Annotated in this window: 12 protein-coding genes; 2 read left to right on the top strand and 10 right to left on the bottom strand. The window is 35.0% G+C overall.

Going from position 1 to position 13685, the window contains the following annotated elements; translation table 11 throughout:
* Positions 1-111: 111 nt before the first annotated feature.
* Positions 112-1617, bottom strand: a complete 1506-nt coding sequence (locus BLV40_RS07350) for a DHA2 family efflux MFS transporter permease subunit (protein WP_090688574.1) — start codon at positions 1615-1617, stop codon at positions 112-114.
* Positions 1618-1838: 221 nt separating this feature from the next.
* On the opposite strand from BLV40_RS07350, the gene BLV40_RS07340 reads away from it, so the two are divergent.
* A complete protein-coding gene (locus BLV40_RS07340; RefSeq protein WP_090688570.1) occupies positions 1839-2429 on the top strand; it encodes a TetR/AcrR family transcriptional regulator in 591 nt (196 codons plus the stop codon).
* Between the two features lie 446 nt (positions 2430-2875).
* Here BLV40_RS07340 and BLV40_RS07335 read toward each other — a convergent pair whose 3' ends face one another.
* The 6 genes from BLV40_RS07335 to BLV40_RS07310 all read right to left on the bottom strand — a co-directional run bounded on the left by BLV40_RS07335 (position 2876) and on the right by BLV40_RS07310 (position 8878).
* Positions 2876-3880 (bottom strand): branched-chain amino acid ABC transporter permease, encoded by a 1005-nt coding sequence (locus BLV40_RS07335; RefSeq protein WP_090688569.1) that lies wholly within the window; start codon positions 3878-3880, stop codon positions 2876-2878.
* A gap of 1 nt (position 3881) precedes the next feature.
* Positions 3882-4742 (bottom strand): branched-chain amino acid ABC transporter permease, encoded by an 861-nt coding sequence (locus BLV40_RS07330; protein WP_026591962.1) that lies wholly within the window; start codon positions 4740-4742, stop codon positions 3882-3884.
* Between the two features lie 25 nt (positions 4743-4767).
* Complete coding sequence (locus BLV40_RS07325) at positions 4768-5472, bottom strand: branched-chain amino acid ABC transporter ATP-binding protein (RefSeq protein ID WP_090689933.1); 705 nt, start codon at positions 5470-5472, stop codon at positions 4768-4770.
* On the bottom strand, positions 5450-6223 hold the full coding sequence (locus BLV40_RS07320; RefSeq protein WP_090688567.1) for an ABC transporter ATP-binding protein: 774 nt from the start codon (positions 6221-6223) through the stop codon (positions 5450-5452). Before BLV40_RS07320 ends, BLV40_RS07325 begins: the two co-directional genes overlap by 23 nt.
* A 99-nt stretch (positions 6224-6322) precedes the next feature.
* Positions 6323-7540, bottom strand: coding sequence for a substrate-binding domain-containing protein (locus BLV40_RS07315; RefSeq protein ID WP_090688565.1), 1218 nt, complete (start codon positions 7538-7540; stop codon positions 6323-6325).
* A 411-nt stretch (positions 7541-7951) separates the two neighbouring features.
* Positions 7952-8878: a CobW family GTP-binding protein gene (locus BLV40_RS07310; RefSeq protein WP_035414962.1), complete on the bottom strand. Its 927-nt coding sequence runs from the start codon at positions 8876-8878 to the stop codon at positions 7952-7954.
* A gap of 443 nt (positions 8879-9321) precedes the next feature.
* On the opposite strand from BLV40_RS07310, the gene BLV40_RS07305 reads away from it, so the two are divergent.
* Positions 9322-10266, top strand: a complete 945-nt coding sequence (locus tag BLV40_RS07305) for an L-lactate dehydrogenase (protein WP_026591967.1) — start codon at positions 9322-9324, stop codon at positions 10264-10266.
* Between the two features lie 72 nt (positions 10267-10338).
* Here the strand turns inward: BLV40_RS07305 and BLV40_RS07300 are convergent, their stop codons facing one another.
* From BLV40_RS07300 to BLV40_RS07290, 3 genes are all read right to left on the bottom strand, one after another.
* Entirely contained in the window at positions 10339-11373 is a 1035-nt protein-coding gene (locus BLV40_RS07300) for an AI-2E family transporter (RefSeq protein ID WP_090688563.1), read from the bottom strand.
* A 271-nt stretch (positions 11374-11644) separates the two neighbouring features.
* Positions 11645-11773, bottom strand: a complete 129-nt coding sequence (locus BLV40_RS29605) for a hypothetical protein (RefSeq protein ID WP_090688560.1) — start codon at positions 11771-11773, stop codon at positions 11645-11647.
* A 492-nt stretch (positions 11774-12265) separates the two neighbouring features.
* Positions 12266-13624 (bottom strand): MFS transporter, encoded by a 1359-nt coding sequence (locus BLV40_RS07290; RefSeq protein WP_090688557.1) that lies wholly within the window; start codon positions 13622-13624, stop codon positions 12266-12268.
* Positions 13625-13685: the final 61 nt, after the last annotated feature.

Genomic DNA, 13685 nt, shown 5'->3' with positions numbered 1-13685 from the left:
GAGTACATCACATTTCCAGTCTGCATAAAGATAGAAGCGATGTACTGCAAACATGTTGACTAACAAATGGTATAAATTGCTTCTTTTTTTATTCAGAAACTCAAATGGCTTTTAATTTGTACTTAATTTCTCTGTCGTTACCATCTCTACAGGATTGTTAGATTCTAATTCGGAAGCCCGTTTAACTTTCTTTATAAAGAAGGAAAGTAGTAATCCGATGATACCAATTCCAATGATGACAAGATAGGCGTCATTAATCCCCTGTATGGAGGCTTTTGTAACAAGCTCTCCTTGAGTTAAGCCTTTAGCAGTTGCGGTAGGAATCATATCCTGCAGATGTGATTTCGTACGGTCCGTCATCACTGTCACAAGAAGCGAAGTACCGACGGCACCAGCAACTTGACGAATCGTATTGCTTATTGCTGTTCCATGTGCATTTAACCGTTGTGGCAATTGATTTAGACCCGCAGTCTGTATAGGCATCATCATTAAGGCCATCCCTACGCGGCGCCCTGTTGACATGAGGATCAAATAGATGTAACTAGTGGAGTCCGTCAAGTTGATAAAACCACTTGTTGTAATAATGGTAATTGTCATTCCAATAATAGCTAACCATTTCGCACCGAAGCGATCGAATAGCTTACCGGTAACTGGCATAAGGAATCCCATTACCAGTGCACCTGGAAGTAGCAGAAGACCAGACTCAATAGCTGTGTAACCACGCATATCTTGGAGGTATAACGGAAGTAACATCATATCTGCATACATAACCATAGTAACTGCGATATTAATGATTGTTGTTAAAGAAAACATATTGTATTTAAATACACGTAAGTCAAGCAATGGATTTTGTAATCTTAATTCCCTCCATGAAAAGAGCACAAGGGCTAATATTCCTACAGCAATCGTACCTAGTACCTCTATATCTGACCATCCAAGACTTCCGGCCTGGCTGAAACCATAAATTAATGCACCGAAACCAATGGTAGAGAGAATGACGCTTAGGCTATTAAATTTTGTCTTGATTCGTTCAGATACATTTCGGAGATAAATGAATCCTAGTACAATAACAAGGACAGCAAATGGAATCATTCCGTAAAACATCGTTTCCCATTTGTAGTTTTCAAGAATGTATCCAGCAATTGTAGGACCAATTGCCGGCGCAAAAATGACGGCAAGTCCCACCATTCCCATAGCTGCTCCTCTCTTTTCGTGAGGGAAGATGGTCAAAATAACATGCGTAAGCAATGGCATAATGACTCCTGCACCGGCTGCCTGAATCATACGTCCGGTTAACAAGACAGGGAATCCTGTTGCTACAGCTGAAACTATGGTTCCGGCTAGAAATATAAACATGGAAGTTTGAAAGAGTTCCCTTGTGGTAAACCGTTGCATTAAATAGGCGGTAATAGGAATTAAAACGCCGTTTACTAACATGTAACCGGTTGTTAACCACTGGGCTGTTGTAGCCGAAATCTTAAATTCAACCATAAGTTCAGGAGTAGCGACACTCATGAGTGTTTGGTTTAATGTTGCAAGAAAAGCACCTAAAATCATAATGAACATAATAGGTCCTTTTTTTATCGAATTGGGGACTGTTTCAGTTTGATTATGCAATTCTCTCTTATCCTTTCTAATTTTAATGTAGACTTTTTTTACAAAGTGTTGAATAATTTACACTATATAAATTACATTATTAAAGGTTATTATGACAACAGACAATTTCCCAATAACTGTATATTAGTTATCACTTTTACGATTTCTGTTGATAAAATCGAAGATAATAGACAAAACTTAAAATATTGTAAATTTGCGATCAATGAGAAAGGTGATTAGACATGACAGAACATCCAAAGTCCCGTGTAGACCCTCGAATTATTCGTACACGCCAGTTAATAAAAGCGGCTTTAATAGATCTTCTACACGAGATGGATATTAACAAAATAACAGTTAATAGACTTGCAGAACGTGCGACTATTAATCGTGTTACGTTTTATCTCCACTATCGTGATATTCAAGACATGTTAGAGAAAATGGCACAGGAAATGGTTGAGGATATTGAGAAGACAATAACGAGTACAAAAACCCCCTCAGATTCTTCTGAGGATATAGAATGGTTAAAACTCGTAGACCTACTTGAATACATTACTGACAATGCTAAATTCTATAAAGTAGTTCTTGGTTCTAGACGAACACCGATTTTTACAGAACGTTTGTTAAATACACTTTCAGAGCATATAACAGAGAGAGCAGAAAGTGACTCCTTTCTCGCTACTAAAGATATTCCAAAAGATATTGCTATTTGGTACGGTTCCTCAGCTTTAATTGGAACGATTGTAAAGTGGTTACATAGGGACATGCCATATACACCGCAATTTCTCGCCAAGAGGTTGTATATGCTTTTTAAATTGAGTAATAAAGAAGTTTGAGTGGATGTGAATTTAAAATATAGTTACGATGTTTTTAAAAAAGATGTACCGTTTTGAATGAGCTGATACGAAAAGAATTCGTGTCGGCTTTTTCCATACCATTTACTAAAATCGCACTAGTTTTTCTTCTATTTCTTTTCTTCTTTCTTCTAAAAACAGAGGTGAATCTAACTTTGTCCCAAGCTCTTCAACTGTTAAATCTCCATAAATTATACATAAAAAAATTACTCTGCTGGTAATTCTTTTTTTCGCTATACTTAAGAACACGGGTCATAAACGTATATAATTTTTTGTTCTTCTTCATTTAATATATCATCAAAAAATGATGATTGAAATGCACGCAAAAAATCTCATAAAGTAAAACTTTATGAGATAGGTGCTTCTCCTCGATGATTGCTAACTCGCTGCTACTTTCTGCATTTCTCTTTGAATATTGAGGACAGGTTTCATGCACTATGCTCAACTTTCTTACCTTTCTCTATCCTCTTCTTCTTGGTTATATTTCTTATTTTTTTAATCGCTCCAATCAATCCTGTTGGAAAACCTAATAACACAATGATATATAATAACCCAAGGAAAATCGTCCATCGCTCAAAGATTGGATACTGCGCCGCCAGTTCTGATAAATAATACTTTAGAGATTCAATAATCCCTGCGCCTGCAATCGCCCCGATTAGTGTCCCAACTCCCCCTATCATTGCCATCAATAAAGCATTCAAAGTCATTTCAATTGAAAAAACAGATGTATTTATAAATCGTAATGTAATAACAAACAAACCACCGCTAATCGCTGCTACTACTCCCGCAACGATGCTCGCAATAATTTTATAGTGAAGAACCTTATATCCAAGTGCTTCTACTCGTTGCTCATTTTGCGAAATTGCCTTCAAAACTTTTCCGATAGAAGATTGAGTAAATAGACGAAGCAATAAAAAAATCACAAGTAGACATACGAGTGTAATGTAGTAAAATATGAACCGGTCACGAAACATATCAGGTACACCGAATGTAAAGCCATCTCCCCCATGCGTGACAGCTCGCCACTTTTCAGCAAGTACAAAGAATAATTGGGAAATAGCCAGTGTTAGCATTGCATAGAAGTGGCTTTTTAACCGTAAAGAGAGTAAGCCAACTATATAACTAATTATCGCTGATAGTACAATCGCGATCGCAATGCCAATAAAAAAGCTAAGCACCGAAACCTCATATCGATCAAATAAAAGCGCCACACAATAGGCTCCTATTCCAAAAAACATACAATGACCGAATGAAACAATTCCTGTATAACCAAGGAGAAGATCAAAACTCATCGCAAATATAGCAAAGATGAAAATTTGTGTAAACAAAATGAGTAAACTTCGCGAATCATTTACAAAAGGGAACACGCTTAAACAAACCAATACAGCTATCCCAAAATATACCCCAGCCCGATTAAATGTGCTTTTCACCATTTCACCCCTTTTCATCAACGAGTCCTGTCGGCTTGACTATTAAGAAAAACAACAACATTAACATATTGATTGCAAGTGATAAATCAGGTATATAATAAGCCGTAAACGCTCCAGCCAACCCTACAATTAAAGACGCGATCGCTGAACCTTGTACGCTGCCTAACCCTCCAATAATGACAACAATAAATGCTAAAATAGCATACTGCATACCCATTTCAGCAAAAATAACTCCTGAATATGGCGCAAGAAGAAAACCGCCTAATGCCGCCATTCCAGCCCCTAATAAAAAGACAAATGAAAATATAGCTTTTACATTTATACCAAGTGCTTGAACCATTTCTTTATCCATTACACCTGCACGAATCATAAGACCTATTTTTGTTTTACGTAATAACAACATCAAGCCGATGTAAATCATGACTCCAATAACAATCACAAATAAACGATACTTAATTAATATAACTCCATCAAATGTATAGCTTCCTTGTAACCATGTTGGTAATTTAGCACTAATTGGATTCGGTCCCCAAAATACTTTTATACATTCACTAAGTACGAGCATTCCACCAAGTGTAACGAGAAGCTGACGAACATGATTTCCATAAACAGGACGAATAAGAAATCTTTCTAAAACGAAACCGAGAAACATTCCCATCAAAATCGCCCCTATTAATGCAATTACATAACTATCTGTCATATTAAATAACCACACACCTGTAAAAGCTCCCCATGCAAACAATCCACCATGAGCAAAATTGAGTACACTCATTAAACCAAAAATAAGTGACAGTCCAGATGCTAATAAGAAAATAAGCATACCTGTTGAAATGCCGTTTACAAACAAGTTCACTAACACATCCACGTTCTATACCTCCTTCGTATCAATGTTAAGAAATCCCTAAATACTTATGACACGTTTCCTTATCTTCCTTCAATTCATGCATCGGACCGTTATGAACAATTCTCCCGTTATCCATAATGTAAAAATAATCACCGATCTGGCTTGCCATCATAAAATTTTGTTCCACAAGTAAAACAGTTGTTTTCTCTTTCATTTTCAAAATTGCCGACATTAACTTTTCAATCATAATCGGTGCTAATCCTTTACTTGGCTCATCAATTAATAGCAATCCATCACTATTAATGAATGCTCTTGAAATCGCCAGCATTTGCTTTTGTCCTCCGCTCAACAACCCACTTTTTTTATTCCAATATTGCTTTAAATCTGGAAATAAATCGAGCATCCATTCTACTTTCCCTGCGACCTCTAGCCCTTTCTTCGCTCCCGCAAGGGCAAATGTTTCTTCTACCGTTAAATCATGAAAGATCCCTTGATTTTCTGGCACATAACCCATTCCTTTTCGCGAAATCAGATGGGTAGATAAACCATTTACTTTCTCATCACAATAATAAATTTCTCCATTAGAAATCCGATGAAACCCCATAATTGAACGTAAAGTTGTTGTTTTTCCAGCGCCATTTCTTCCAAACAATACGGTAATTGTTCCTTTCTCAACCATAAAAGAAACACCTTGCAAAATATGAAACTGATCCAAATGCGTTTCTATATTATCCACTTTTAATAGTGTCACCATATAATCCCCCTAAGTACGCCGTTTGTACACGTTCATCCTTCATAATCTCTTCTGGTAACCCTTCGGCCAATAACTCGCCATGAAATAATACAATTAAATGATCAGATACATGTAAAACCATATCCATTTTGTGTTCAATAAGTACAATTGTATTCTCACGATTTTTCTTTATATTCTCTATCACTTGAAGAATAACCGGGACTTCCTCAACAGAGATACCCGCTGTTGGTTCATCAAGTAGTAATACATCTGTTCTGAGCGCTAGCAGCATGGCCAATTCTAATTTTCTCTTTTCCCCATGTGCTAAATCTTTCGCTAGCACTTCTTCTTTTTCGTGAAGCAATACTGTCTTCAGAAGACGCCTCGCCTCTCCCGTCTGCTGCTTGAATCGTGAGAAGTTTGGAAAAAAACTATAATAATCTTGAACGAACGACTGTACACTTAAGCGTACATTTTCAATCACTGTTAATTCCGGAAAAATATTTGTAAGCTGGAAAGAGCGTCCCATACCAAGGCGGGTTCGCTCTGGAATCGATAACTTTGTAATGTCACGTTCTTTAAAATAAATCTGACCTTTTGTTGGGGGAATTTGTCCACTTAACAAGTTAAATAGAGTTGTCTTCCCTGCTCCGTTAGGTCCAATAATAGAAATAAGTTTTCCTTTTGGTACCATCAAATTTACGTCTTTAATAACATGATGTTCTCCAAATGAGACACAAAGATTTCTAGTCTCTAACAAGTTCTTCACTCTATCCCCTCCTCAAAAAATTCATATTTCAGGATAAAAAAGAGAAGTTGATGTAAAGAGAGATTCCCTCCTCCCTTTGCATCTTTTTAAATATTCAGTCTATTTATTTTGCATTGGTGGTTCGGTTTCTTTCATTGTTAATTCTCGCTCTAGAACAGGTACTGGATAATCAATACCCTCTTGTTTTTGTAACGTTATAGAATAAAGCGCTTGCAAAGCTTGGTGGTCTTTCTCTCTAAATTTCATTTTTCCTTTTGGTGTTTCAAATTCCATTCCTTCCATTTTCCTAATAAGCGTAGCAACATCTGTATCTCCTTTTGTTTTCTTTAACCCTTCAACAATGGAAATTGCAGCTGACATTCCTCCAGCTGTAAACAAATCTGGAACTGTTCCATTGAAACGCTTCTTATGTTCTTCCACTAGCCAATCGTTTACTTTATTTTTCGGAAGTGTATGATAATACACTGAAAATCCTTGCATGCCTACTAATGCGTCCATCGTCTTTAATGCTGGTATATCCGGTGCGCCCGTTGAAATCTTGATCCCTTGTGCTTCTACATTCATATCTTTTAATTGCTTCCATGGTGAATTCGCACCAGCCCAAACAACAAATAAATAATCTGGTTTTGAACTAATGATGTTTTGAATATTTGCAGTAAAATCAGTAGAATTCGTATCAGCATATTGTTCATTTACAATATTCGCCCCTAGTTTCTTCGCTCCCGCTTTAAACGCAGCAATTCCTTCACGACCAAACGCGTTATCTGGAGCAAACGTTGCAATCTTTACATCTTTTTTAGCAATGGATGCAGCACCAGCAATAGCATCTTGAGATGAATTTCTGCCTGTTCTAAAAATATATTTATTCCAGTTCTTCCCCGTAATACTATCTGCAACCGCAGGTTCAACAACCATTATTTTTTCATATTCTTCCGCTAATGGTAACACTGCTAATGTATCACTTGAACTCGAAGATCCAACAAGAAAATCGACCTTTTCTTCTTCTAATAGTTTCGTAGCTTTTTTAACTGCTACATCCGCTTTTGTTTCCGTATCTTCTACAACAAACTTAATCTTCTTCCCTTCTACTTTCCCTGTCCCGCCTGTTGCATAATCTAGTCCTAGTTCAAACCCGTTTACCGTTTGTTTCCCATATGATTCAAGCGGTCCTGTTAACGAAGCTAGTACACCTACCTTAATCGTCTTCTCATCATCTGTACTTACTTTTTTCCCTGAACATCCTGCTGTTACTAACAATGAACCAAGAATACATCCCGTAAACACCATTTTTAGCCACTTACGTTTTTTTGCTGACATTGTGATCCTCCCCATACTTTACTTTCTGATAGAATCAAATCCGCCAAAGTAACCATCCGTAATCATGACTTTTTGCTATTAATAATGTAGACTATGTTGTCAATAGAAATTTCTCGAAGTACCTCTACATTCGCCAGACATTTCCAAATCCCTTCCAATACATTTGTAAATGTTCATACAATTATATGAATTATACATATCATTCCTGGAACAAATAAATTAAAATAACTGTTCTCTTCTTCTAATATTTTAGCCCTACAAAAAACTAACTTCCAAATGGTAGAGTTGTTATAGCATATGAAGGTTATGCTTTCTTTAAATAATATTAACTTTCCAATCACTATCATTTTTATACATACAAAAGCAGCGTAGAATCTATAATTCTACGCTGCTTTTCTATATCAACAAAAATTATGAAATCGAGTTACTCTCTAATCCACCTAATTCTTCTGCCAATTGTTTCTTATCTAAACTCTCACCAATAATCACCAAGTTTGTAGGAAACCCAAAGTCCTGTTCCAATAAAATCGGTACACCAAATGAGTATTGTAATAAGTGCGGATATTTCTCTCCATGAAATTTCACAAATCCTTTTACACGATAAATCTCCTGCGGTAAATTGGAAAGCCATTCATATAATTGATCTTGATTAATTAATTTCGTAAATTGATATGTCATCGTTTGTATATGTAAATGCTGCTTCATATGTAATGTTTCATGTTCTTTATCTTCTGTAAGTTCCACACCCTCTATATCCTCTAAAGATATATTACAATACTGCGTTTCATACAATTTCGCATGTTTATTTATTGCTGCTACTTCTTCTAAAACTTTTTTCTTCTCCTCATCTTTTAATAAATCTAATTTATTAATGAGGATATGACTTCCGTATTTGATTTGTTCATGTAAAAGTTGTTGAATATTTTTACTTAGTGTATCACGCTTTAACCATCTCAGTGCATCTAATACAACAACAATGGATCTCACGTCAAGATAAGGAGCTAAAATAGGTGAAAGGCATGCATCTAACACTTCAATTGGGTGAGCAACTCCTGTTGTTTCTATATAGATTACATCCGGCCTTTCTTGTTGGTATAAAGAATGTAACTGAATCTCAAGCTCATCTTTTAATGTACAACAAATACATCCTTTTAGAAGTTCTCTTAAAACATTCTCCTTCCCTATAATATCTGTATCTACCGAGTATTCTCCTATTTCATTCATTAAAACAGCGACTTTTCGATTTTTCTTTTTTTCTGCTAATAATAAATTTTGTAACAGTGTTGATTTTCCGCTACCTAAAAAGCCACCCAATATATGAATTTCTACTTTACTCATATTACCGACCATCCATTTCTGCGTTTCTATTTTTCAAAGCGTAATTATTACGATTTATATTCATTATTTTATTAAAACAGCTGCTATTTGTAAACAAAACAAGCTCATTATGTTGATTCACTTCATAAGTAACCCACTTGCTCTTGGTATTTAACCGTGTGTTAACGTCGTATGTTCTCCTATAAAATGTACGCAAGCCACTGCGATTTATAAGTCGATGTCTAGTCTTAGTTCAAGAGCTATAAATCCTCCGTAAAAGTATGGATTTTGACCCCAGCTAAAAGATACTTATGTTTCACTCCTTATAATTAATACCGATATGAACAGATTTTGAAATAATTGTATATATTTCATGAAATGTAATAAACTAGATTTGAATCTATAATAGTAATACCTATTTTTTTTACATATAAAAAATTATTGAAATTGCGAGGATTTGTCATATGAAAAAAGGGATTAACCGTGTTGTATTAGTCGGAACTGGGGCAGTAGGATGTAGCTACGCTTACTGTATGATTAACCAAGGGGCTGCAGAAGAATTTGTTCTCGTTGATGTAAACGAAGCAAAAGCAGAAGGAGAAGCAATGGACTTAAGTCATGCAGTTCCCTTTGCTCCAGCACCAACAAGAGTTTGGAAAGGAAGCTATGAAGATTGTAAAGATGCAGATCTTGTTGTAATTACTGCTGGTTTACCACAAAAACCAGGTGAAACACGTTTAGATTTAGTTGAAAAAAACACTAAAATTTTCAAACAAATTGTTCGTAGTATTATGGATAGCGGATTTGATGGTATTTTCTTAATCGCTACAAACCCTGTAGATATTTTAACTTACGTAACTTGGAAGGAATCTGGCTTACCGAAAGAACGAGTAATTGGCTCGGGTACAACTCTAGATTCTGCTCGTTTCCGCTATATGCTAGGAGAATATTTTAATATTGGATCTCACAATATTCATGCTTATATTATTGGTGAGCATGGCGATACAGAGCTTCCTGTTTGGAGTCACGTATCAATTGGAATCCAAAAACTACAAACGATTCTTGAAAAAGATAATGAAGTTAGCCAAAAAGATTTAGATGAAATCTTTATAAACGTTCGCGATGCAGCCTATCACATCATTGAACGAAAAGGTGCTACATATTATGGAATCGGTATGTCACTTTTACGCGTAACAAAAGCAATTTTAAATGATGAAAATAGCGTATTAACTGTATCTGCATATCTTGAAGGGCAATATGGACAAAAAGATGTTTATATCGGTGTTCCTGCGGTCTTAAATCGTCAAGGTGTTCGTGAAATTTTAGAAGTTGATTTGAGTGAAGACGAAGAGTTAAAGTTCGATCACTCTGTTCAAGTATTAAAAGAAACTATGGCTCCTATACTGTAAAATGCACGTTGATTATGACCTTGCAAAAAGCAATCCAATTATTTTGAATTGCTTTTTGCATAGCTTAAAAATTCATTCTGTATGTGGATGAGCTTTCTCTCCATCATATACTTCAAGCACATCAAGTAAAAAGATAAAGATTGGAATCCCAATAATAAGCCCCCATATTCCTAAAAAATGCTCCGAAAAGATAAGAATCATAAATGTATAAAAAATAGGTAAATTTGTTTTCGCAGACATAAACTTCGGATTTAAGATGTAGCTTTCAATTGCATGAATAACTGTAATAAAAATTAATATGTATACGACATATGCAATTCCCCCAATATTATACGCAATGATACAAAGTGGAAATAGTGAAATAATAACACCTGCAACAGGAATGAGCCCCAGCAAAAAAATCATAACTGCTAATACAAGAAGCTGTGGAAATCCTAAAAACCAAAGTGCAATAACAGATAAAATACAATTTACAATAGCTATTAAAAACTGCGCTTCAATAACCTTTCCAAATGAACGAGCAAATTTCTGACCGAAGTATGCAATTTCCTCGTAGAAAATACTCAGCTTACTCCCTTTAAATTTAGAGGTAAAAACAATAATACGCTCCTTTTCTAACAAGAAAAATAAACTTAAAATAAGAGAAAGTAAAATTTGTAAACTTACCTTTCCGATATTCGCTAACGATTGATAAATCACATCCACACCTTGTTCAATATACTTCGATACTTCCATTTGATTAATTGCAGTAAACACATATCTTATCATTTCATTATCAGGAGGATTTTTAAAAAACAACTTAAACTGGTGAATCAATTGTGAAATCTGTATTGTCAATACAGGTAAATATTTATATACAATAGTAATAATAAACGCTACTAAAACAATGTATAAAAAAGCGATAATCACTTTCCTATTTATCTTCACATATCGATTAAGCTTTTCAGAAATAAATCTTTGAAAATGATCCATGAGAAACGTAAGGATAAAGGTAATCAATATTAAATTAATCATGCTTTTTAGCCCGTATAATATAAGGGCTAAAATGACTAATACAAGGAGCCTCTGAAATCCTCTGCTTTGAAAGAAATTTTTCATTTGAATCATTAAAAATTAATCGCCCCCTTCAATAGATAGAAATTCAATATATTTATGAAAATATTGACCGTTTATTCATTACTATCTTATAACATTTTATGAACTCCTAAAGACATTCTTTCTTACTAGTTTGAAAGAATCCACTTTTTTCTTCTTAATTGTCTGATTTTTTTATTTATAGGTGTACATTTATATCAGCATATCCTTTTAGTCATTGGCGATATTCTAAAACACATAAACAAACCATAAACGTAATTGTTTATGGCTCTATTTAATCTTTTTATCTCCGGTTCATTCGCTTTGCTAATAATTCTTTTACTTGATTATACGTTAGTCCGGAATTTTTATTTAAACGTCTCACTTCATCAATATCAGTACCTACAACTGTATATTTCTTCTCTTTATTCATCACGACACATCCTTTTGTTTAACTCACTGAGTCGAGTACTTATTATTTGTTATATTTCTTCCCTAAATAAAAAGTTCATACTCATATCATAACAAATTAAGTAAAAAAGGTTATTTCATTCTGTTAAGGCGTGGTAAAGTGATACTCTAATCAGTGGAGGGGTCTTCATTCCCCACTGATTATTAGTTAAACCGATTGAGCTTTTACGAGCAGCCTGTTAATACGAGAAAAATACAGTCTGCACATAGGCCCCCTTTTTGATAATACTTCATATCATTTGCTCGCTTTATTGCATTTTCACAAAAATAAAATGTCCCAATAGAGGTAACACTATTGGGACAACATAATGTAAAGTAGATAATCACTGGTGTATTTATTAAATTTAGTGTAGCTTTTGGGGAGAACGAAATTGTTTACTATATCATCCTACATAGCCTATATTTTTATAAATGATTTGCGCGAACTCATATGTTTATTACTCTTCCATCATCTTTACATTTTTTCTCCTAAATCTTTTTGCCACACATCTACATTCTTGCCTTCAGTTTTATAGTCGGAGTATCGTTCTTGAACAAATAGTATAGCTATCGCTCCCACTATTGCAGCTATTCCAATAACTATAAAATTCATATTCGCCGGTAAATTCATCGTTAATAATACTCCTACAAATGTAGGTGCTACAATACCTCCAATTCTCCCGAATGCCATAGTAGCTCCGATACCAGTTGAGCGCATTGAAGGCGGATAATATTGAGAAACAAAAGCATTTCCTATATTTTGAACACCAACTGATGCAGCACCGATAACACCGATCAATATATATGCAACCAATGAGCTCTTTGTAAGGCCAATAGCTGAAAGAGCTAGTGCTCCGCAAATATAAAGCGGTATCATAACCTTTTTGAATCCCCATTTATCAGTTAACCGTCCAAAAATTATGGTTCCTATTATGGCACCGACATTCATCATTGCCGTAAATGTTAAACTTGAACTTAAATCATACCCGGCTTGAATCATTAACTTTGGCAGCCATGTACTCATCGTATAGATCAATACAAAACAACTAAAGCAAGAAATCCAGAACATGATGGTACTAAGAGCCCTCTTTTTTTCAAATAATTTAACAATAGGTGATCCTTTTTCCTTCACTTGCGGTCTTTCAAATTTAACATTTTCACTCATTTTGTACTCCGAATCTAATTTACTAAGTATATTACTTATTTCTTTATCTTTACTTTTATCCAAAAGAAAGCCTACTGATTCAGGTATTGCTTTAGCTATCAATGGAAGTAACAGTAAAGGCAAGCTTGCAACCCAAAATATCGGCTTCCATCCCATTGTAGGCAGCATCGATTTACTTAATAGCGCTGCTATAATGCCTCCAACTGAATAACCACAAAAGACAAATGAAACTATAGCGGTCCTTATTCGTTTAGGAGCATATTCTGTTGTTAATGAGATAACATTAGGCATAACACCTCCAAGTCCTAATCCAGCTATAATACGTAATACCGTAAAAGCTAAAGGTCCTTCGGCAAACCCTGCTAAAGCCGTAAAAAGACTAAAGAGCGCAGTACAAAATAAAATTACTTTTTTCCTTCCTACTTTATCAGCTAAAAACCCAAACAATATAGCACCAAGGGCTGTCCCTGCAGCAGTATAACTGCCGATTGTACCTGCTGTAACGGGTGTCATTGCCCATTCTTCTATTAAAATTGGAACGACCGAACCATATATTACTGCATCATATCCATCAATAAGAATGATTAGAAAGCACCAAAAAACTAAAGAAATATGGAACGAACTAAAACGACTACGGTCAATAATTTGAGTTGTGTTGATTGCGTTCAATACGTACACCTCCGAAATCAATTTAATATTTTTCGAAAATTACAGGTGTTAAAAAACGATG

Source organism: Bacillus sp. 166amftsu (assembly GCF_900107445.1).
Taxonomy (GTDB): domain Bacteria; phylum Bacillota; class Bacilli; order Bacillales; family Bacillaceae_G; genus Bacillus_A; species Bacillus_A arachidis.
Note: the sequence above shows the minus strand (reverse complement) of the source record. Positions and strands in the feature narration are given on the sequence as shown.

Bases quoted from the DNA above. Each gene is read 5' to 3' on its own strand.
- BLV40_RS07340 (WP_090688570.1), top strand. From the start codon at position 1,839: ATGACAGAACATCCAAAGTCCCGTGTAGACCCTCGAATTATTCGTACA.
- BLV40_RS07335 (WP_090688569.1), bottom strand. From the start codon at position 3,880: ATGGTGAAAAGCACATTTAATCGGGCTGGGGTATATTTTGGGATAGCT.
- BLV40_RS07315 (WP_090688565.1), bottom strand. From the start codon at position 7,540: ATGTCAGCAAAAAAACGTAAGTGGCTAAAAATGGTGTTTACGGGATGT.
- BLV40_RS07310 (WP_035414962.1), bottom strand. From the start codon at position 8,878: ATGAGTAAAGTAGAAATTCATATATTGGGTGGCTTTTTAGGTAGCGGA.
- BLV40_RS07305 (WP_026591967.1), top strand. From the start codon at position 9,322: ATGAAAAAAGGGATTAACCGTGTTGTATTAGTCGGAACTGGGGCAGTA.
- BLV40_RS07300 (WP_090688563.1), bottom strand. From the start codon at position 11,373: ATGATTCAAATGAAAAATTTCTTTCAAAGCAGAGGATTTCAGAGGCTC.
- BLV40_RS29605 (WP_090688560.1), bottom strand. From the start codon at position 11,773: ATGAATAAAGAGAAGAAATATACAGTTGTAGGTACTGATATTGATGAA.